This window comes from Ruegeria sp. F11, assembly GCF_056533855.1.
The window spans coordinates 66,279-88,198 of sequence record NZ_JBQFOW010000008.1 but is presented as its reverse complement, the minus strand read 5'-3'; the positions used below and the strand labels follow the sequence as shown (position 1 = coordinate 88,198).

The following is a 21,920-nucleotide window of genomic DNA, read 5'->3' as shown; positions in this document are numbered from 1 at the left end:
CACACCGCCGTCAATTTCTGCTCAACCATGGGTGGATTTGTGCCGATTGCGCGGGTTTGGGGCAGTTACGGGCCCGGAAACCGTCGAAATGTGCTATGCAGGAGGCACTATTTTCCCATTTTTCAGCAGCGGGGGGCTCCACGTTGCAAGATCATTTTAAACATACCGCACAACGAAAACCTGCAAAACGGACGTCCTGCAAACGCCGGAACCTGAACACGCCGAAGGACATTCTGGCGGCTGCCGGAGGCCTTGCTGCTTTGTCAGACGATGCAAAAACGCTGGTCGCAGCGACCCGGACGGGCATCGCCATTCTGGATTTAAGCGCCGAGGCATCAGGATGCGATCCGGTCTGCATTGATCTGCCATCGCGGGCGCGCGCTTTGTCCATCGCGCCGGATGGGGCGATCTTTGCCCTGTGTAAGACCCCGTGCGGGGATTGGTCCATTCACCGGGCGCGTGGGGACAAGGCGCAGTGTGTTCTCGAAATTTCCCTGCCGGTCCGCGATTTCGTGGCCACCCGGCACAGGCTGGTCCTTGCGACCGCCGCCTCGGGGCTGGAGCCGCCGGGACTTGCCGTATTTGGCCGTGACAGTGGGCGGATTGTCTCTCGCGAAAGCGTCCGGCGTCCACCTCGGCTGTTGCGCGGGAAACGGGATGAGGTTCTGGTGATGGAGCCGGGCTCGGGCACCTTGCGCCGGGTCGATGTGAACCGCAGGGAGACCGCCTGCGACCCTTCCGATGATCCTACGCGGCCTGACCGTGATCCGACCCCGGACCCAGATCACCGTCCGCCCAAAAAGCCCTGCTGCTGCACGTCCGACGACCGGGAGCCGCCGAAAGACGACGGCGGGGGCCGCGTGCCGCCGCGACGTCCCGATGAACCGCCTGAGACATGTATACCGGGCGACGATGGCGACTCGGACGGGTGCTTTGTCTATGTGCAGGCCGGGTCGTCGATCATCGTGCAGAATATCTGCGATCCGGGACAGGGGCCGTGCGCTCAGGACCTGGGCTTTGGCATTGCCGCCGTGCGCAAGGCGGGCCGGTCCATGGCCGCGCTGTCGGATGATGGCCGCCAGCTTACCCTGCTTGCGGCGGAAACCCTGAAGCCGCTGTCCACGCTCAACCTGTCACGCGGCACGACGCCGCTTTTTGCGCGCGAAAGCGACACCATTCTGCTGCTGGCCCCCGATGGCGGGCTAGAGGAGGTGGACCCAACGCCCGTGCTACCCAGCCTTGACCTCGAACTGCAAAGCAATTCGGGCGGGCGTGTCTATATGGGGCAGGAATCGCCGGTGATCTGGTCGCGCGGCGGCGTTCAGACCGGGCCTGTTCGCGTGCTGATCATCCCGGTTCTGGAACCCGGGCAGGGCGATTTCCGGGGCACGATCACCGAGTATTTCGATCATCCCGATTTCGACGAGGCGTTGGAGCTTGTCCGCTCATACTACGCCGAAGTGTCCTATTCCGACGACCGCGAGGCAAATGACGTTGATGTCAGTTTCCGGGTCTTTGGCCGGGACACGCCGACGGCCTATTCTGGCCCACCGGTTGTGCTGGACCGCCCGTTCAGGGACTTCTGGAACACCGGCTACATTCCGGGCGGGATCATCGCCGAAGCGACTTTGCCCGCGAACGGAATGTTGCGCTTTGACGGCGATGAACGCCTGACACTGGAAACCTTCACGGCAATCCCGACCGTGAACACGCAGTTCGATATCGAATTCCCGGCGGCCTGCATCAAGGTCCAGATACCCGAAAGCACAACCGGCTATTCCCTTGAATTCAGCGGCGGGGGCGCTCCGGGCCGAAGCTTTTCGCTATCCGGCACCGACCGGAGCGGAGGCGCGTTCAATACCAACGCAAACAACTCGGCACTCAGCGGATCGCAAACCGTCGTGATCCCGAATGTCGAGGCGATCCCCGGCGTGCTCGACCAGATTGCCGATATTCTGGAAGAGATGATGAGCGCCGCCACAGACCAGCCTTTTGAGCGGCCAGAGGTGGTCTGGCACGATGACGGCGAAGGCTGGGGCAGTCTGAGCGTGACGTTCTTTTTTGCAGGTAGCGGCGGGTCGCCTCAGGTCGATCTAGTGGATTTTGCGAACCTGTTCGTCATGGGCGAATTGGGCACCCTCGTCGCGATTGACGGGGAATTCGATATGTCCGTCACTGGCGATGTCTCGGATTTCGCCAGCTATATCTCAATCGCGCTGGCCCATGCGATGGCCTCGCAAGGGGGCATCTACAACTCATCGACCGGGCAATTCGACCTTGGCCGCTTTCAGGCCCCGCAAGTCAGCGTTGCGGGCAACCAGATGACCGTCGATATACGCTTGTCGCAGGACTATGCCTATTCGCGGAACAAGGAAAGCAACAACGACACCGACCAGTCGCGGATCGAGGTCGCCTCGCAACAGGGCCTGTCGAAGATCGGAATGGACAGCGCCACGCCTTTCATCGGCGAGGAAACCAAGCGGAGCAGTTCGGGCGGGCCAACGCTGGACAAGGCCCATATCCTGTTTGATCTGACCTATACGCGGATGATCGACGCCATCATCCGCGACGGTGGTGGCAACCTGCAAACCCGGATCGACCGGGCCAACACGCTGTTCAACTGTGACGGGCTTAGCGCCATCGAATGCAACCTGTTCGAGTTGATCAATGTTTATATGATCATGCCGGTCTACAGGCGCTATGGCGGTCTTGTCGGCCCGGCATTTGATCCCGACATTGACGACAACGGTACTGATAAACGCCGTTTGCGGGCCTCGGCCCCGATTCTTGCCATGGATGACATGCCCGAAGAATACAGCGACAAGGACCCGACCCGCACGTTGAAGGCGATGCAGATTCCGAACACGCGCGGGATGATGGTGACGCGATTGAGGTTCAGCGATCTGTCGAACCCCGACCGGCACCTGTCGGACGCGGCGACGCTGGCGCATGAAATCGGGCATTCGCTTCTGGCCTTTTCCGATCAGTATCAACAAAGCCAGGACCGCGATGATCTGGACTATGCAGGGGCCTATGACCCAATGGCGTCGTCCAGCCTCGCGCTGCCGCATTTCTCAAGCTATCACAAGCTGATCGCGGGGTGGCTGGGCGTTGGCTCGATCATAGATTTCACCCGACCCCGCGATGGCGACGAGATCGACGAAGACATCGTGCTGGTCAATATCGAAGGCTGGGACCCGCTGGAAAGGGACAATCTGGCGCAGATGGCGCGGGATTTTCTGGACGTCCAGGACGAGTTCCGCATGGGACCCGCCGCGCTGTTGCGGTTGGGTGAGGACAGCACGCAATTCAACCTGCTTGAATTGCGTGGACCGGGCGATCAGTTCTCGCAAGAGCTTTCGCCGCCCCGGGTGGTGATGCTCAACGCCATCGATCCGCGCGACAGCACCCGCTACGGGGTTGGCGTGGACGATCCAGACACGCCAGAGGATGAAGGCGAGACCGGCCATAGCGTGCTGACCCGCTATCGCCGACAGTTGCACCTGATCGACGACAGCGTGCGCAATCCACAGATCACCGGCGGGTCCGGGCCGGGAACGACCTATGATGTGGGCACGCATGATGCGCTCGCCGAAGTGGGGCTGCAATACACGCTTGTCCATCTGGTTCAGGTGGGCCTTGCCGCCCGCACCATCTGGATGGCCAAGGTCCGGGTCGAGTGGGAGCGTGGGCCAGCGGTTGATGTGGGGTTCGACAGTCAGGTGCCCGAGTGGCAGAGCCCCGATATCGCGGTCCTATTGCCGGGCGATTTCACCTCGGGCGAGATCGGCGATTTCCCCGATCAGCAGGACCCGCAGGGGATCGAATATTTCCGCATTCCCGGCGCAGGCGATGACCCGCTGGAACATCAGGTTCTGGTCCGGGTCCACAATTTCGGCGATGCCGAGGCCCGCAATGTCGAGGTCCATCTGCGTGCCCGCATCCCCTATGGCAATGGCGACTGGACCAATGACCCGTTCGACAATGACATGCCGTTCGCCCCGCAGGTGATCGACAGTATCGGCCCGGACGCCGAGGTCGTGATCGCGTTTCCCATGTTCGTCGAAAATGTCGAGGACGCGCATATGTGCCTCAGGGCCGAGATCGCGGATCTCGATCCCGTATCGGGGGCCTCGAATGACGGAAACCCGGACAATGACTGGACGCAGCAGAATGTCTTTCGGGAAGAGGTCGTGCAAAACAGCCCGCTGCCGCCGCTGGACCGGCTGGTCTCGGTCACGAATGACGGGCCTTATGCCGAGGACGTCTTCATCGCGCCCCGCAACATGGTGCCCGGTGCGCGGCTGACGATCCGCCCGACCCAGATGCGCATTCCGGGCAAGTCGCGCGGTGTGTTCAGCGTTCGGGCAGAGCTTGACGATGCCATGCTCGATGCCAAATGCGGCGGCGATTTCCCGGTGATCATCGACGCGTGGATGCAACGGGACCACTATTGGGATCGCTGGGGGGCGACCAAGATCGTGTACCAGCCGAAACGCGGCACAAAGATCGACCTCTCGATCAACCTCGCCCCCGGTATGGGCATTCGGCTGTTCGGCGCGGTGACGCCCGACATAGGTGGAGAGGATCTGGACTTCCACGTCGTCCTGCCCGGCGCAGACCCGGTCTGGATTCGCCGCCCGCTGGGGCCCGGATCGACGTTTGAGCACGTGATCGAAGGGGTAGTTGGGCCGAACGAGACCGCCTTTGCAACGGCCTATTTCGACGGCAATGACGAGTTCGCGTCGTCGGTGTCACAGACGGTGTCCGTCACGAATGTCATCGCAGGGTGATCCGGTTGTCAGGCCGGAGGGCACACGACCTCAATCAGCGAGGGGCCGTCGCTGGAAAGCCCGGCGGATAAGGCTTTGACGAAGCTGTCCATGTCTTCTGCCCGCACCCCCGGAACGCCGTGGCCTTTGGCGAGGGCAACCCAGTCCAAGGACGGATTTTCCACATCGAACATCGCCTGCGCGTTGCGGCCATAGCTTTCGACCCCGACATTCGCAAGCTCATCGCGCAGGATCTGATAACCCCGGTTCGCGAACACAACCACGGTGACATCAAGGTTCTCCCGCGCCATCGTCCACAAGGATTGCAGCGTATACATCGCCGACCCGTCACCGGTCAGCGCAATCACCTTTCTGTCGGGGCAGGCAATCGCCGCCCCGGTCGCGCAGGGCAGGCACAGCCCGATCGCACCACCGGTGCCGGAAAGTACCTCATGCGGGCGCGCCGTGGCGGTTGGCGGCATGACATGAAACCCCGACGTGACGGATTCATTGCAGATAACCGCGTTTTCGGGGATCAGAGCTGCCAGCGCCTGACCGACCTTTGGAAGGGTCAGATCTCCGGTCGGAATGTCGGGCAGGTTCAGCGCAAAGGTTTCCGGCTGGGTTTTGTCCGACACGCCGACCGCATCCGCCAGCGCCTGAATCGTCCATTCGATGTCGTCCGTAGGGCTGCACAGGCTGGTTATCGAAGAACCGGCGGGCTCGGGCGTACTGGGCTTTTCCGGATAGGCAAAGAAGGCGACCGGCCTGTCGGTGCCCAGCAGGGTAATCGACTCGGTCTGTTCCAGTTGCGCGATCTTGGGCGTGATCGGATACACAAGCTGGTCCAGACGGGCCGTTCCTGCCCCCTTCGATATGCGCGGGATCAGCGTATCGGCCAGCAGGCGGCACCCGGTCGCGGCGGAAATTTGACCCGCCAGCACGCGCAGAGGTCCAAACAGCGCGGGCCCACCGATCATTAACACAGCACCCGGGGTCGTTAGGCGCGCGGCGGTGGCCTCAACCTCTTCAATGGATGGGCGATGTAGCTGCGGCAGGGCACTGGCCGTCGCCGGGCCGGTGGCAGGGTCCCAGGCAGTGTCGGCGGGCAGGATCAGCGTGGCGATTTGCCCATTTCGAGATCGTGCTGCGCGGATTGCGGCAGCTCCGTCCTCAGCAACACTTGTGGCGTGATCCGACACGCGGGTCCAATGGCTGATTGACTGGCTGATACCAACGATATCGCCTTTCAAGGGGCTTTCGTGGCGCAAGTGGCGCGTCGCGTGATCCCCTACCACATTCACAATGCCTGAACTCGCCTTGCGGGCATTGTGCAAGTTGGCAAAAGCATTGCCAAAGCCCGGCGCCAGATGCAGCAGCGTGCCTGCAACATCGCGCTTCATGCGATAATATCCATCGGCGGCCCCGGTCGTGCCGCCTTCGAACAGGCACAGTACGCAGTTCATCTGAGGGTGATCGTCCAGCGCGGCGACAAAATGCATCTCGGACGTGCCGGGATTTGCGAAAACCGTATCCACGTCGCTTTGCAGAAAGGTTTTGACCAGAGTTTCCGCGCCGTTCATGTGACCTCCGTTTGCTCAGCCATCCCGGGACATTAGGGGACGAACGATCCGGGTGTCACTTAAAACTTTGGAGGCATGACTAGTTCTGAACCATGCACCGCAGCGTATCCGCGCCCTGAGGGTTACCCGACTTGGACCAGATATCCGCGAACAGGGCCTGGACATCCTGCAGTGCTTTCTTGTCGACCAGCACGATAATCCTGTCGGCCGGAACGCGCTGGGCCAGTGCCATGATTTCGAACTGAATGCCTGTGTTGGACTGCTCGAACCCGCGCATGTCGATCAGTACGCGCTGCGCGTGGCTCATCAGAGTAAGGACTGTGGGCCGCCAACTGTTGTCCCGGCAATAGAAATCCCGCATCGGAAACAACCCATCGCTGAGCCGGGTATTGCCTTCGGCCTCGGTCTGTTTCAGGTCTTCGGGTGTTTCGATAAAGATGTCCCGCAGGCGACGCCGCAGAAACGCCGAAAGCTCGGGTGCGTCGAGCGTTTCAGTAGCGAGATCGGCGGAGCCGACCAACAGTATCGGGCCCGTCCTACGCCAATCCAGAAGCAGCCCACGGGCGAGCGAGGTTTGCAGCCGCCGTTGTCCGAAAACACGGAGGAGCAAGTTTACATCTGTTGCACCGGAGGTTGGGCGTAGAAGGCGCAGCGTTACCCGGTAAGCCACGAAGGCGAGGATAAAGGAAAGAGCCAATAGACCGCTTGTATTCCACGCCAGCCCGATCATCCAGATTGTCTGGAACAACCAAAGAAGATCAAGTTGCATGGTCAATTCGCTTGATCCAACTGATGCCCGGGCAACAAATCGCACGGCTATCAACGCGCATCCGATTCCAACGGCAAGTGAAACTCCCAAAGCGATGAGGCCGTAGAAAACGGTTACGAGTTGTACTGGAACGAATAAAAGCAGAAAATCCAAAACTCCGCTGATCATCAGGACGTAAAGTACATTCAGTGAAAAAACGAATGGTACAACAAGAAAAACGGCGACCACAAAAAGTGGAATTGCTGTTGTTCTTAGGTGCGGATTGCCAACAATCAGCGACATGATAACGGCTGGTCCGACAAACATGCCTATCAAACCTGTGCTCTGGGGAGCGATTAGGTTGAGCACAAACATCCAGAACACGCCGAACAGGAAGACCCAGTACCACCGCAGGCCAGCCACGTAGAGCGCCATGATCAACACCGGAAACGAAAATGACACGACTACTACGGTAAAGCGGAACGGAAGAAACGCGATCCCGTCGAGGACGAAAAGGATCACTACCATCACGATGGCAAACACCACGCCGGACACCAGATAGCGACACGCAAGCCCAAACCTGAAAGGCAGGCGCTGAACCGCTGGAGAGACGTCGAACTCAAGAGTCGACCTGTTCGGGCGTATCGCTTGTGGGACGTCGAACGCAGATTCCGGCGCGCCTGATCGGGCCATCATCTCTCGTTTGATCGCCTTTCGATAACGCGCTTTGACAATCACCCCCAGGATTGCAGCCACCGGAACCGCAAGCAAAAACACGAAAGCTAGAAATCCGCTGAAGTTGTATGCGTTAACCATGTCAGCTCCGGTCACGTCCGTTGGCGGCGTTGCATGGGGACACGTGCCGCACCCACCTGCAGAGAGACGCCAGGGCAGGCTCAAAGGCCTTTCGCCACCCAAATACGTGATGCAATTCTATGCCATATGACCAATCCGGCAAAGCGCCGCTTGGAGTGGGCCTTCGGACCTAAAGCGCGCGCTGAAACCCGACCGTGGCCTCACCACGGGTTTCCGGCTGCACCGCGTCACAGGTGGCTTTGCCGCCGGGTGCGGGGACGCACGAGATTTGGCGCTGGTGAATATACCCGTTGTCCTGACACGGCAGATTTCCCGGCTCCAGCAGGTCAAGCCGACCCTCGGAAAACTGCGCCTGCACGGGCCCTTCGCAGGTGATCCCATCGTCGGACCGCATGATCTGTTTGCCGTTGCCTTCTGTATCGAAACACATTTGCCAGTCGCGATAGGTGCGGATGTCTCCGGTATCGACATCGCGGGTGCGATAGGTCGTATCCAGCGCCCAGCAGCCGTAGAGCATCGTGAGATCAGCGTTGTCCCAGCCTTCGTCATTCAACGGTCCAGTCGCATCCGGCGGGGCCTTGACGCATTGCAGGGCGGCCAATTCGCGTTCCAACTGAAATATCCGGCGGTGCAGTTCCTCGTTATACGCGCCCGAGGTGGCAAGGCGTTCGACCGTCGCCAATTCCTCGGGCTTGGGGCACTGGGACAGGTGCCGCAGCAGCGGAATGTCCAACGCGCAGGCCTGCAGGATAAGGGCCGTTCCCACACCGGCCAGCCCGATCAGACCGGCACTGGCCAGAGCGACGGAAATTACGGATTTAAAAGACATAAACGCTCACAATAACCGCCAGATACCTGCAATACATCCTGTCAGAGTTGCGGATTATCAGGCGCTGGTCAATCCGTTCGGGGTGATAGTTTTCGTCACTTTGCGGGGCCTTCAATTGCGCTATAGTGACCGGATATTGAGTGTGGAGTACGTTCGTGTCGCGGTTCAGCCAATCCTTCAGGTCCCTGTTTGCCGTCCTTCTGTTTTTTGCCTTGGGAGCGGCGGCCTTTGCCCAGCACCAGAGCCCGAACCAGACCACCCGTGTGCTGTGGTTCAGCGGAATGCCGGATATTGGCCGGGATTTCACTTCCCGGCACCGTCAGAAAATGGCCGATTATCTGGGGCAGTACGGGGATGGCAAGGTCTTCGCTGTCACCTATACAAGGAACCTTTCGGGGGGTGGTCTGGCAGCCGCCATGCGCGGCGGGCAGTATGATATTGTGATCCTCGACGTGGCGAACCGGCGCAAACGCATGAATTCGGCTGATCTGCAGGCCCTGCAACAATTCTATCAGGCCGGAAATCGCACCCTGATGCTGGACGGCTCATTCGCAATTCGCAGTTTCAGCCACAATCCCACGACCAATTTTCCGGGCCGCAATGGGTCGAGCGCGGCGATCCTTGTCAACCAATTAACGGCCATGGCGCAGCGAGGCGGAGGCATTCTGATCGGGACGGATCATGACATTTGGCAGGTTAACGCAAATGCCGCCCTCTCCGCGCTGCTGCCTGGTGCGCAGTTCCGTGGGACGACGAACCCCTCAACCGACGGCGATTTCATCGGGGTGACCCTGATCGGCGGTCGGGAATCCATTAAGGCGATTGATCTGCTGAGGCATTGGGAGTCGGTTCCAAATCAAGGCGAGGCTCCGGTCGGGACGTTTCAAGATTTTACCGGCCAGCAGGTGGTGCTGTATTCGCTTGTCGAAACGGCGGACAAACCGGGTGGCGGGCGCAAGCGGCCTTATATTTCGGCCAGCTATTTCCCGGGTGACAACCGCATTCCGATCGACAGCGAAGAAGAGATTTTCGACAACCTTCCCACCCATAAAAGCGGGGGCTGATTCAGGTCGCGCCTTCGCGCAGAACCTCCGCCGGGTCCACCCGGGCGGCGCTGCGGGCGGCGAAAAAGGCGGATGTGCCGACAAACAGCAAGGTCAGCCCGATGATTGCGACGGTCTGCGCGAAGCTGAGAACGACCAGGCCGCTTTCCCCGGTCAACCCGTTATCAAACAGTGTTTCCGCAACGGCCCCAGCGATCCGATACAAGGCAAAGCTGACAACAAGTCCTAGCAGGCCGCTGACTAGCGCCTGAATGACAGGGAAAAGCCAAAGGCGGCGCGGGCTGATGCCCAGCAGCGCCAGCGCCGCAAGAGTTTGACGTTTACGCGCGACCTCGCCCCAAAAACCGAACACCAGCGCCGCCGCCAGCCCGAGGCTGGCCACAACCGCGATCAGGATCAGCGCCAGATTCAGGTTGCGCCCAAGGCTGAGGACGCCGCTGACCTCGGCCGTGCGCGCCTCGGTCTGGACGCCGAAGCGTTGCTCGATCTTTGACTGAAGCTCGGCCAGTTCGGTGATGTCGCGGGCGAAGACACGCATGCCTTCGAATTCCGGGACACGCAGGCTCAGATCCCGCCCTTCGGTGATGCCGTGATCGGGCAGGGCGTATTCGTCATAAAACGCCTCGACCAGATCGAGCACGGCGATGTCGGCCAGAATGGTTCGGCCAGACAGGGCGGAATCCGGCAGAATGGCCACGAGGTTCAGGGGCAGCATCAATTGCCGTTTCCGCTCGCTGGCTTGCGTGAAAATTTGCACGGTGTCGCCCACTGTGAAATCCAACTGGCGTGCAAGGCTGGCGCTGAGGACGGCCTGATCAGCCGCCAGTTCCATGCCCTTCGGCAGGGTCGGATCGCCGGTTCCCGACGGAACAAGCACTGCGTCGCGCTTGGCAATCTCGCCCTGCTTGCGGACGTTGACGAAATCGAAAACCGACCGTGTTTTGGCGGTGGCAAAGGCGGTTTGGTCCCAGCCCGCGACCTCGGCCACGTCGCTGTCGACAAACGCGCTGTTACCAGTGGTTTCGATACGCAGAGTCGCTGGGTCGTTCAGAAGCCTGCCGATCAGGGCATCGTAGATCCCGTTCTTGGCCCCGAAAATCACCATCAGCGGCACCAGCACGCCCGCCAAAATGGCGACATTGCAGATCAGATGCGTGCGCTGGCGCAGCAGGTCGCGCAGGGCCAGGTCGAACATCAGCTTCATGACGCGTCTCGTGTTTGCAGGGCGTGGGTCTCGCCCTGCAACTGGCTGACAACGGTCGAGGCTCCGGGCTCGCTGATCAGATTCAATGTCACGCGCCGCAGGTCGAACTGGTCCAGCAAGCCAAGATCATGGGACGAGATGATCACGCCAGCCCCGTCCGACGCGGCCATATCAATAAGCAGCCCCATAGCGGACGCGGCGGCATCCGGGTCCAGCGCCGCAGTGGGTTCATCCGCGATCACGAAAGAGGGGCGATGCGCCAGCGCTCGGCAGATCGCGACGCGCTGGCGTTGTCCGATGGACAGCGCGCCGGGGTAGAGCCCGGAAATGTCGCCGATGCCAAGGCGATCCAATAGGGTGCCACACCATTCCGGGTCGGGTTTTCCAGCAATTTTCTGGGACAGAGCGACATTTTCAGTCACGGTCAGGAAGGGCAGCAGCCCGCCACTTTGCGGCACAAATCCAAACTGCGTTCCGCGCACAAGGGCAGGGGGCATCTGCGCCGAGGCCCAGACCCCGGCCAGATCAATCGTACCTTCCTGTGACGCGATCTGAAACCGATCCACGGCTAGCGGTCTGCGCAGCAGCCCAAGTGTTTCCAGTAGCAGAGTCTTCCCAGTACCGCTTGGACCGGTCAGCCCGACCGCCTCGCCCGAGGTCAGATCAAAAGCAGGCACGCTTAGCGTAAAGCGTCGGTCCTGATCGGCCAGACTGACCGAAACGTCCCTCAGAAACAGCGTCTTAGCCATCAGCTAGGGCAGCACATCGAAGGGCATGGCAAAGACATGTTCACCATCCGGAGCTCCGTCATAGAGCGGTGTCCAGACCGAACTGTCGAACAGCCATTTGCGGTACTGCGCCAGCTTCTGGCGCATGCCGTCGATGACGCTGCGGCGGAACATGGCGCTTTCGGCCCAGCGTTGCTCGCTCATGCCCAGAACCTGGCTTTGATAGGGCAAGCGGTCGAGGAATTCCATCGCGCCGCCCAGCGTATCGGCATCAGCGTTGACCAGCAGGTCGGGGTTTTGCGCCATATCCGCGATCAGTCCGCGCACCTGCGAGAAGAAATCCAGCGATTGTTCCGAGCTTTGCGCGGTCTCGCCAAAGCGCACAAGGTTATCCAGAAACTCTGCCATGCTAGCCATCTCGTTCTTGGTCACAAGCAGGCGGGGTTCGATGGCCAGACGGTCCGGGGCCTCGACCGCGCGGTTCGACAGCCAGCCTTTGATCACGCTGGGGGCTTGCGTTCCCTTCTGCTCGCCCAGCCAAGCAAGCTGCATGGCGCGACCCAGTTCGACCAGACCTTCTCCGGCCTCTTCGGGGTTCAGAACGGTTTTCTCGCCGCGCACCAGTCGCACATGGTCGGTCAGGGCGGTGACAACGCGGCTGACCACGCCTTCGAAGGCTTCTTCGGAACCGCCCTCAATCGGGAAATAATATTCCCGTCCGGCAAAGCGCGACAACTCGCGGTACTTTCCGGCGGCATAGGCGTGGTTGCCCGACCCGTTCGGGGTTTTCAGATGCAGCGTCATGATGACGATGTTCCGGCCCTCGGCGTCTTTCTGCAGCTCAACGGTGCCGATTTCCGACCGCGCGTTCGGATCACGCGGGTCTTTCGGCCCGGCATCGGTGACAAGGATCACGTAGCGGGCATCAATCTTGTCGCCATCCGCCTTGGTCAGATCCCAGTCGATCTTGTCGATTGCGTCCTCAACCCCCGCCAGACTGTCCTCGTTAAAGCCCGGAGAGTTGGCCCGCGCCACATTGGTCGCCTGACCGATTGCAGCGAGAATCGGCGTTTGATCGCTGCGGCGGTCGACATCCATCAGGGTTTTGGTGCGGTATTCCAGTTCCGGTACCGCTTCGGTGTTGTCGCGAAAGCCGATCACGCCGAAATTTACCAACTCGCCGATTTCCGTACCTTCGATCTGGCGCACGGTGTTTTGCAGCACGCGCTGCGTGGCGGCGATATAGGGTTCCATCGACTGCGTGGTGTCCAGAACAAAGACGATGCCAACGTCGAAGGCCGAGGTTCCGCCCTGCAGTTCCTGCGCACCCGAGGTATCTTTCTGTTTCGGGACCGACGCGACCTGCATCATCAGGATTTCGTCATAGGTCAGCGGGTGCAGCGCCTCGGTGAAATCGAGGATCGGCATCAGATACAGCTCATCCTTGATGTTGACGAATTCCTGCGGTTCGACCGAAACCACACCGTTTTCCCCGTTGATGACCCCGGCCGAGGCTTCGGCGACCAGACGTTCCTGAATGTCCCGCAGTGCCTCGTGATTCATCAGCCAGTCCAGATCGCCCTGCGTATCAAACAGCAACTGGCGGCTGCGCCCGGCTGAATTGGTAAACGCCCCGACGATGTTCTGTTTCCACGGGACGGTTCCATTTTCCTGTACCCAGCCTTCCGGCGCGGCGTTGGGGCTTGGTCCGACCTCCAGCCAATCACCTTCGCGCGCAAACACATAGAGCGGCTGGAACGCGGGGTAGGTGACCTGCACGGGCCCGTTCACCGCCGTATGCCCGGTGGTTCCGGGGCGGGTCAGGACGCGTTGATAGATGGTCTGAGTGCCCTCCAGCAGCAGCGGTTTACGCTGCTGCGCCACTGCATCCGCCGGAACAAAGGCCCAGAGAAGCGCCGTCAGGCAGGCAAGCCGGAATGTCAAAGCGAGTTGCATGATATTTGGGCTCCTCAGGTTCACTGGCAATAATCCTCAAGCGCGCTTTGGGACAGGGTGTCGGATTTCAGCCGAAGCCGGTTGCAGACCGCATTCAGGTTTGTCGCCGCCTGTTCCGAGCCTGCGCTGGCGGCTCGGCTATAATACTCCGCCGCGCGCGAGGGTTCATCGGGGAAGGTCAGGCCGATCTGCCCCTCGATCACGTCGTCGGTCACGGTGGCGTCGTAGAGCGTTCCGAACAGCGCAAGCGCATCCGCATCGCCGGAATTGGCGGCTTTTTCGACAAAGCCAAGTGCGTTGTCAGGGGATATTGCGCTGCCGCACTCGCGTATCTTTCCCGCCAGTGCGGTGAAGCCCTGCGACGACAGTTCCGCAAACTGCGATTGTTCGCACGGGTTATTTGTGGGGGCATTCTGTTCAGGCTCAACGACGGCGGTCTCGGGCTCTGCGTTGTCTGATGCGCTTAGGAAGAAATATGCGCCGCCGACGAGCAGCAAAACCAGCGCCGCAAGGCCCGCAAAAAGGCCGAATGAGCGAGATTTACCGTCATCACTGCCTTCCTCGGTCGCGCTTTTTTCTTCCGCCTCGGCTTCCAGATCCTCGTCAAGCGTCTCCATTGCTGAAAGCTCGGACTCCGAACTCTCCGCCTCGGGCGTGGCGACCATCACCGTGGGCGCTTTGGCCTCCGGGGTTGCGCCAGTGCCACCAATGCCGCCAATGATGGCCTCATCCGGTCCGGCGTTGATGTCATCCGGCCAATACGTATCCCAACTGCCCGCGCCGACCTCGACCCTTATGGGCGTGTCCTCTTCGATCTGATTGACGATCTCGGGGCCGACAATCAGCCGCAGCACATCGCCGTCTTGCGTGGCAGACCGGGCGGGAATGACGGCCTTGTTCGCCTGCCACCCCTCGGGGCTGAGCCACTTTTGCTGGTAGCTGTTGAACACCGCAACCGTCACCGGGTCACCCTCGGCCACAGCGCCAGAGATGGTGAGTTCGGCAAAGCCGCCATGCGGATGCTTGGGATCTGGCCTGATCTCGATCACGAGGGCTGCTCCGTTCCTGATGACAGCTCGGTCAGGACGCTGCCAAGTTTGATGTTCTGTTCGATATTCACCGTGCCCGCGTCGCTGTCTTTGGCATTCTCAACGAACAGCGAGTCCAGCGCAAAGACCCAGTCGGTCCAGGTGTCGGTTGCTGCCGCGCGAGGCGTCTCGGGCAGGCTTTCCGCACTGTCGGCCCCGATGCGCGGCGCAAAGGCCTTTCGGCTGTTTCCATCGCCCAGATCAATGTCCAGCCCCTTGCCATCCTGCACATCCCGCGCGCCAAGAGTGGTGACGAAACTGTTGATGCGTTCCGAGCAGACGATCGCCGCCGAGGGTGCCTGCTTGTCCACCGTTAGCCCGTAGGAGATCGCGCGCAGCATCCCCATGATGTCGTCCTGAACATTGGTGCGCGACAGCCCATGGATCATTTCGTTGACCAGATCGCCCGCTTTTTCCTGATTCAACTGGTAGACGGCAAGGCGTTCTTCGTCTTCCTTGAACCTGTTAAGCTCTTCAATCCAAACGGAAACCGCCGTCGATGCCTGAAAGGACTCCGGTGTCATGGTCCGGATCGTGTTTGCCTTTGGCTTGGCGACTTCTTCCTCGGCGGGGGCCTGTTGTGCTGCCGGTGCCTCTGCCGCAGGCGCAGCCGGACGGGCTGGCGCGCCGGGGCGCAGCGGTGCACCGGGGCGGGTAGGGCGCGCGGTGGTGGCGGCCGGGGCCGCTGCCGCAGCGGGCTTCGGGGCCTCGTTCGCTACCGCGTTGGTGATACGGATTGAGGATGGCACTCGCGAAATCCGATCCTGCACCGCGTCCTGATCCACCGAAAGTGCCTTGAGGAAAGCTCCGAACCGGTGGTTCGATAGGGTCAGTTCCAGGCTGTCGATGATCCCCGCAGCCGCCACCCGTTTCTCTTCAATCCGCTGTTCGACGTCGTCCGAGACGTAGAACTGGGCCAGTTCCTGATGCAACGATGCAGCGACCGCCTCCACCTGAGTGCTGATCTGGCGCAGCTTGCTTTCCGGTTTGCAGACCTTGGTCAGTTCATCAATCAGATAGCTGACGCCGCCATCGTTCAGACCCAGGGCGGCCTCCCACGCGCGGTCGGGGTCCTTGAAGTGCTTCTGCACCGGCTCTGCCTGCAGACATCCGGCCTTGAGCTGCGAGACCCGTTCCACCTTTTCGGGGATGATTTCGACCTCGCGGTCGTCCTCATATCGGATCAACGCCTCAATGGGATAATAGGGGTTTCGCAGCCAGTAGCAGTTCGTAAAGGGTTCCGACCCGGCCCATTTATGTACCCACGACGTCGGTACCTTGCCAAACCCCTTGAGCAGCGAGGCATCCATGCGCCGTTCGAACCGCTCATAATCTTCCGCGCCCGAGGCGCTGTCGATAAGGTGTTTGTCGAACTTGGTCATCACGAAGAACAGGATACAGTCGTTCTTGGCCCGCTCATCCGGGGTCGCGCCATGGGTCAGTTCGATCCACTGTTCCACCAGCCCCGGCAGGCTGAGCGTTTCCATGTTGCTGTCCGGCACACAAAGCAGCATCGAGGTGATTTCCTGGTTCGACACATATCGGTCGAACAGATAGGCCACCTTGCCGCGCAGAAGCATATTGGTAACGGCTTCCTCGGGGTTGCGAAGGGTCACCGACAATGGCGCTTCGAACCGGTTACGGGCACCGGGGAAGTCCAGCAGATCGGTTTCGGCAAACAGGGGCGAGGGCTGTTCGTCCATCGGAAAGACCAGTTCAGCCGCCAGCGCCGTTGTTACTGCCCGGTTCAACTGACCGTTCTGACCGGCAGCGGTCTGGATCGACAGCATGTCCTCGTTTTCAGGGCCGAACAGGCCCGACAGGGTGTTCACGTCGATAATCGAAGTCTCGCGCGGTTGCAGCGAGTCGAGCGAGGCGTAGATCACCTCGGCATGGTTGATGCTCGCCAGCGCTTTGGACAGTTTGATGTAGAGGTTGGTCAGAGGTTCATAGCCGCCCCAAAGGATCGCAAGAAACTGACCGCGATCCTCGGGTGACAGCCGGGGGGCGAGTTCCGCCGCCTCGTCCCAGAACCCGCCGAGGTTAAAGGCATAAGACGACTTGCTGACCCATTTCTGCACATAATCGGCGATCTCATAGACTTCTTCATAGTCCAGCCCGCCGGTGGGCGCGCCCTGCGCCTTGCCGGAATGCGCTTTGAAATGCGCCTCAAGCGCTTCGGGCGTCGGGGGTTCCTCGCTCAGGTCGCCGTCTTCGTAAAAACTGTTGATCAGGGTGCGGGCAATGTCCGCCTCGGTCAGCAGGTTCAACTGGATTGGAAAGCCATCCGGGGTCGGGGCCTTGGTCATCGTAAAGCGAGTCACGAGACCGGTGGATTCGCCATCGCCCGCCGGGTTCACCTGACTGATGTAGTCCAGCTTTCCGCCCGGTCCGTTGAAATCCGCCACCAGTCGCCCTTCGTTTGGACGCGCCAGAACCGAGACCAGAAAAGACTTACCGGCTTGCGATGGGCCAAAAACACTGACGCTCATCTTGGTTTGCGCCGCGCGGCTCAGCCGTTCTGCACGCCGGGCGCTTTTGCGCAGAACTTTGGGCAGATGGGCGACCCGGCCTTCGACGGTTTTCTCGTTTTCGGGATCGTTGATCCATTCCAGCGCGGCACGCGACAGGCGGGCAACGTCGGTGCAGCGGGTGGACAGGGCGTCTTGTTGGCTCATATCATCGTCTCATCTGTTCTTGCGGGTCAGACCTGGAACACGCCAGTGTCGATCCAGTATTCATCTTCAAAACCAAGGGTGTGCAGGCGCAGGATAACCTCGCTGGATTTCATCGCGCCGCCTTCGCCATCCTCGACCTGATCAATCTCAAACGCCTCGCGCATGGATTCGCGCCGCAGCTTGTCTTCGCTGGTCTCACCATCGCCGTCGTCGAAATCGGTCTTGCGCAGCTCGACCTTGATCGGCAGGGGTCGCGTCTGGTTGCCGGTGTCCGCAAAGTCCAGCCGGAACAGCGGCGTCGTGGTCCAGCGGTCCAGCGGGAGTTGGCGTGAGCCTATATAGACCGGAGAGTACAGGTTCACCATCGCCGTGTCGTTGCTGGACCCATCGGAATCCAGATCGACATCGCTGAACAGAATGCGCGCATCGGGGATTTGACCGTTGATGTCCATTTCCCCGACATAGCGCGCAGTGGATTGCATCTGGAACGCGCCTGTCGTGACCTTGAAGTTGGGGATGCGGTTTTCCGACAACGCAATAAGCATGCCCCCCACAGCCACCGTCGATTTCGGGTCGCCGATCTTCTGCGAAACCGGGTCGCGGAACGGATACCAGCGGCCGGTCTTGTATTGATGCATCGAGATCAGACGATGCGGCGGAACCACCAGCATTTCCTCAACAATCGAGCGGATGGCGGGCAGGCGCGAGGGCCGCCCGGTCAGCAAAACCACATCGACACCCAAATGGTCGATCACCTCGCACATATTGCCTAAGACACGCTGGAACACCTCGCGGCTGATCGCATCCACATCCTCGCGCGAGGAGGTCAGGATCAGATCCGCAAGTTTCCAGTCCCGCGCACCCAAGGCAGCGGCGGCGTCCTCGACATAGGACAGGATTTCCGATCCCACCTCGCCGCTGCTGTCGACCTCGGGCGCGGCGTCGGGGGCGGTTTCCTCCTCGTCCGTCTGTTCTTCAGGCTCGACTGGTTCCGGCATTCCCAGAATGCGGGCGACCGGCAGGTCGAAACGTTCGAACTCTTCCGAGGTTTCGCAATGGGCCAGCGTGGCCTCGGCCAATGGCACAAGCACCCTGAGCGAAAATTGCCGTCGTCGCTGAACAGCCTGCTGGTCCTGTCCGCCAATATCGCCGCCGAACAACTCGCGCAGTTTCTCGGCGACATAGACGCCGCCAGCGGCTTCGATGGATTCCTGAATGCGCGGAATGACAATGGCACTGACCACCCGGTGGACCAAATCATCGCCTGCAACCCGAAACCCCTCGCGGAAGGTCTGTTCGGGGTGCAGTACGCGGTTGGCCTCATTCCGGTATGTGGTGATCATCAGGTCGGTCGTGCCGCCGCCCACGTCAATGCTGGCCAGCCGCAGCGAGGGTTCATCGGCCCCCGACGGAGCCATTCTTGGCTTGCCTTTGAGGTCGATGAACGTGTCCAGTCGCCCGTCGAACTTCTGCGTCAACTCACTGTAAAGGTAGACCAGTTGCGTGCACGAGGCCTCGTCCCAATCGACCTTGACCTCGGGCTTGGTCGAATAGGGTTTCTGTGCGTTGTCCAGACCCAATTGGTGCCAGATCAGGCTCAGCGCGCCTTGGGTGCGCGATCGGATGATCGCTTGTTCCTTGATCGGCGTCGCGGTCGGCAGGCTGAGAATGATGCGGTTCAGGCGTCGGGGCAGGTCCGATTGCGCCCGGCGAGACCGGCCCGCAGGATCGTTTATCTGGATCAGAGCATGCGCGATGATCTCGCCCATCATAAAGCCAAACAGCGAACTGCGCGAGAAACGCGGGCGTATCGCGGGTGTCGTCGGGGTTTCTCCGCGACGACGCAGGCGCTGTTCTTCCTCATACCGGACCTGCTTCATCACATCGCCCGCCTCGTTCAGGTGGCGCATGGCAGATCGCACCGCCTTGGGCAGGTTGTTGGGGTCCATATGGTTGTGGAACCGCCAGTCCTGCTGCACGGCGGCGCTGTCCCAGAGATAGCGTTTGGGCGAGGACAGGCCCGACAGCGTTTCCGTGCCCTCTTCGCCTTGTACCAACCTCACGGCCTCGGGGCCGATGCGGACGAAGCTGGGCCACAGAAATGCGTTGCGCCGACCCGACCGGCTGGCATAGCGATCATCGCCGAACCGAACGTCCGAAAACTCGACCCGGCTGGGGAACAGGCCGCTATAGTGGAACTCGGGGCGGCTCAGGTCGCGGATTTCCAGCGGGAAGGACCGCGCCAGATCGACCCGCGTTTCGCCCGGAAACTGTTCGATCAGGATACCGCAGGTGCGGCTGTTGCCCACGTCGAGCACCAGATCGACATTGACTGGCGTCACCGCATCGCGCGGGCTGACGGTATTGGCAAAGCGCACTGTGGGCGGTTTCGCGGCCTTTTGCACCACATGCAGATAAGCCAGGTAGCGCGCCCAGTGTTCGAACCGGTGGGGCAGGTCTTCCTCGGCGAACCGGCGACCGGGGCGTTCGGCCCGTTTGAAATCCAGAAACAGCTCTTTCAGCCAGTCCGAGACCCAGCGCTGATGATCCAGCATGTTGCCGTTTTCATCCGTCTCCGGGCGGCGAAGGAACCAGCGCATGTCGTTGGGTTCAGAGACCAGCCGGAAATCGCGGGCCTTTTCGGCGTCCGATTTTTCGGGCGCGACATAGTTCACATCCTGCTGCAGATCGACCAAAGCGGTGTCCAGCGCAATCTGAATCCGGTGAGTATGCCCGGTTTCCGGGTCGGGTTCAGCCAGTTCAACCGTGCGCATACGCGCCCAGCTTGTCGGGCCGGGATCAAATTGCAACTCACCCGCATGGCCGCGCTGGCTTTTCTGCCGCAGGAAGGGAATGGGCACCCACTTGTCCAGAAACGGATCAAGCGCAGCGGTGACGCGGACGGAATACTCATCATCATCGTCCTGCCGCGCATCCAGCACTTCGGCATCGCGGGTATCGTCGCCGGACAGAGGGAACAGGGTCAGGATCTTCTCACCATCCTGCTCGCCGGTCACACGTTCGATATACCGCAGCGGGCGCATTTCCAGCTTGGCAATGTCAAAGCCGAAATCCAGCATCTGCGTGCCCGAGAATGGGATCAGAGTGATTTCATCGCGCAAATTCGCGAGTTTACGAATTTGTGGCTTGCGATCTCTGAGCATCAGTTACCCTTTCCGACTTCGTATATCGCGGTCCAGGCCGGTTGGTTCTGCGACACCGAGCCTGTGAATGTTTTGATCTTGCTGCCCTCTTTGACCCGCAGGCGAAACGGTTGCGTCGTGCTTTGGCCATGTGGATTGTAAAGAGAGATTGATATGAAATAGGTCCCGTCCGCTGGCGCGTCGAAATACATGCTTTCGATTGCGTTGGGCAGAGCAGTGGTAATATCGTGGTTGCCGCCGATATCGAGCGTTCCGCCGCAGGCAGACCGGTTGTCGTAATTGATGATCTGGCTGCTTGGGCATCGCACGTCCATGTGCAGATCGGCAATCGAGTCCCAAAGCAGCGAAATCGTCAGCTTCCCCTCGCGCGCGCCGCGTTCGGTCAGCCTGTTGCTATCGACATCGGGGGTGGCCTCGGTCCGGTCTTTCGGGTCCGGGATCGGGGCCAGCACCTTTTCAGGTTGGCAGGCCCGGTCGGCAATGCCGATTTGCCGTTCCAGACTGGCGATCCGGTCGCGCAGCCAAAGGGTTCGGCGCTCCTCTTCCGAAGCCTCCGCAGCCGGAGGCGGGCAATAGTTTTCAACACCCGGAAGGTGCAGGGCGCAGGTTTCAACCATCAGATACCATATCGCGGCGATCATTGGCAGCAACAGCAGCCAGCCAAACCACATCAGCCACCACAGGTTGAGGGGACCTCGGTCAGCGGTAGCAACGGCTGCAGGTGCGGTATCCTGACCGGTTGGCTGGGCGGCTGAGGCGGCCGTCGCCGCGGCTTGCGCCGCCGCTTTCTTCTGCGCCCGCGCAGCCCCTTCGGCCCCGCTCAGGTCACCGGTCACGGCGGCCTGATTGTCGGACACCCAGGCCCAGTTCAGCATGACCGGCTGTTTGGCGTCGCCGTCCTCCAGCACATAAACGCAGTCCGGTCCGGGATGCTGCACGGCGTTGCACAAAGCCTCACCCAGACGCTGCTGGTCTGGGTCCTTGCTGTCCAGCAGCGACTGGCCGTATTCGGTGATATCGGACAGGAGCGTTTGAAAATCGGTTTCTATTTCGGCGCGTGCATCTTCGTCGAAACTGTCCAACTGGCGCGGTGCACCAGCGGTGGTCGCGTACCAGTCGAACCGGTCGCCATATTGTGTCGCCACCGGTTCGGCGAACAGGGCAGCGTGCCGCTCGCCCAGCTTGTCGCGCACGGTGCCGGTGATCAGCTCGAACGACCGTTGCGGTGCGGTTCCAAGCGGCGACAGGCCTTGCGTCGATGTGTTTGCGAGGAAAGCTTCAAACATTACG

At 60.8% G+C, this 21,920-nt stretch carries 12 protein-coding genes; 2 read left to right on the top strand and 10 right to left on the bottom strand.

The genetic code is table 11. From position 1 onward, the window contains the following. Window positions 1-143 precede the first annotated feature (143 nt). Window positions 144-4,793, top strand: coding sequence for a hypothetical protein (locus ACR0NJ_RS12170; RefSeq protein ID WP_480817401.1), 4,650 nt, complete (start codon window positions 144-146; stop codon window positions 4,791-4,793). An 8-nt stretch (window positions 4,794-4,801) separates the two neighbouring features. On the opposite strand, the gene ACR0NJ_RS12165 is transcribed toward ACR0NJ_RS12170, so the two are convergent. From ACR0NJ_RS12165 to ACR0NJ_RS12155, 3 genes are all read right to left on the bottom strand, one after another. Beyond that, window positions 4,802-6,355, bottom strand: coding sequence for an acetolactate synthase large subunit (locus ACR0NJ_RS12165; RefSeq protein WP_480817400.1), 1,554 nt, complete (start codon window positions 6,353-6,355; stop codon window positions 4,802-4,804). A 79-nt stretch (window positions 6,356-6,434) separates the two neighbouring features. After that, window positions 6,435-7,919 (bottom strand): hypothetical protein, encoded by a 1,485-nt coding sequence (locus ACR0NJ_RS12160; RefSeq protein ID WP_480817399.1) that lies wholly within the window; start codon window positions 7,917-7,919, stop codon window positions 6,435-6,437. A gap of 169 nt (window positions 7,920-8,088) precedes the next feature. After that, the gene (locus ACR0NJ_RS12155) at window positions 8,089-8,748 is read right to left on the bottom strand and encodes a hypothetical protein (RefSeq protein WP_480817398.1); all 660 of its coding nucleotides are present in this window, start codon (window positions 8,746-8,748) and stop codon (window positions 8,089-8,091) included. A gap of 155 nt (window positions 8,749-8,903) precedes the next feature. Here ACR0NJ_RS12155 and ACR0NJ_RS12150 point away from each other — a divergent pair, with 155 nt between their 5' ends. Beyond that, a complete protein-coding gene (locus ACR0NJ_RS12150) occupies window positions 8,904-9,812 on the top strand; it encodes a hypothetical protein (RefSeq protein ID WP_480817397.1) in 909 nt (302 codons plus the stop codon). Window position 9,813: 1 nt separating this feature from the next. Here ACR0NJ_RS12150 and ACR0NJ_RS12145 read toward each other — a convergent pair whose 3' ends face one another. Genes ACR0NJ_RS12145 through ACR0NJ_RS12115 form a run of 7 tightly spaced genes read right to left on the bottom strand, consistent with a single transcriptional unit; the run spans window position 9,814 to window position 21,916 of the window. Then, the gene (locus tag ACR0NJ_RS12145) at window positions 9,814-11,016 is read right to left on the bottom strand and encodes an ABC transporter permease (protein ID WP_480817396.1); all 1,203 of its coding nucleotides are present in this window, start codon (window positions 11,014-11,016) and stop codon (window positions 9,814-9,816) included. After that, the gene (locus ACR0NJ_RS12140; RefSeq protein ID WP_480817395.1) at window positions 11,013-11,765 is read right to left on the bottom strand and encodes an ABC transporter ATP-binding protein; all 753 of its coding nucleotides are present in this window, start codon (window positions 11,763-11,765) and stop codon (window positions 11,013-11,015) included. Before ACR0NJ_RS12140 ends, ACR0NJ_RS12145 begins: the two co-directional genes overlap by 4 nt. Before the next feature lie 3 nt (window positions 11,766-11,768). Further along, window positions 11,769-13,700: a vWA domain-containing protein gene (locus ACR0NJ_RS12135; RefSeq protein ID WP_480817394.1), complete on the bottom strand. Its 1,932-nt coding sequence runs from the start codon at window positions 13,698-13,700 to the stop codon at window positions 11,769-11,771. Window positions 13,701-13,720: 20 nt separating this feature from the next. Next, window positions 13,721-14,749, bottom strand: coding sequence for a hypothetical protein (locus ACR0NJ_RS12130; RefSeq protein ID WP_480817393.1), 1,029 nt, complete (start codon window positions 14,747-14,749; stop codon window positions 13,721-13,723). Next, a complete protein-coding gene (locus tag ACR0NJ_RS12125; RefSeq protein WP_480817392.1) occupies window positions 14,746-17,466 on the bottom strand; it encodes a virulence factor SrfC family protein in 2,721 nt (906 codons plus the stop codon). Before ACR0NJ_RS12125 ends, ACR0NJ_RS12130 begins: the two co-directional genes overlap by 4 nt. Before the next feature lie 26 nt (window positions 17,467-17,492). Then, entirely contained in the window at window positions 17,493-20,630 is a 3,138-nt protein-coding gene (locus ACR0NJ_RS12120; RefSeq protein ID WP_480817391.1) for a virulence factor SrfB, read from the bottom strand. Next, the gene (locus tag ACR0NJ_RS12115) at window positions 20,630-21,916 is read right to left on the bottom strand and encodes a hypothetical protein (RefSeq protein WP_480817390.1); all 1,287 of its coding nucleotides are present in this window, start codon (window positions 21,914-21,916) and stop codon (window positions 20,630-20,632) included. The genes ACR0NJ_RS12120 and ACR0NJ_RS12115 overlap by 1 nt, the downstream gene beginning before the upstream one ends. Window positions 21,917-21,920 lie beyond the last annotated feature (4 nt).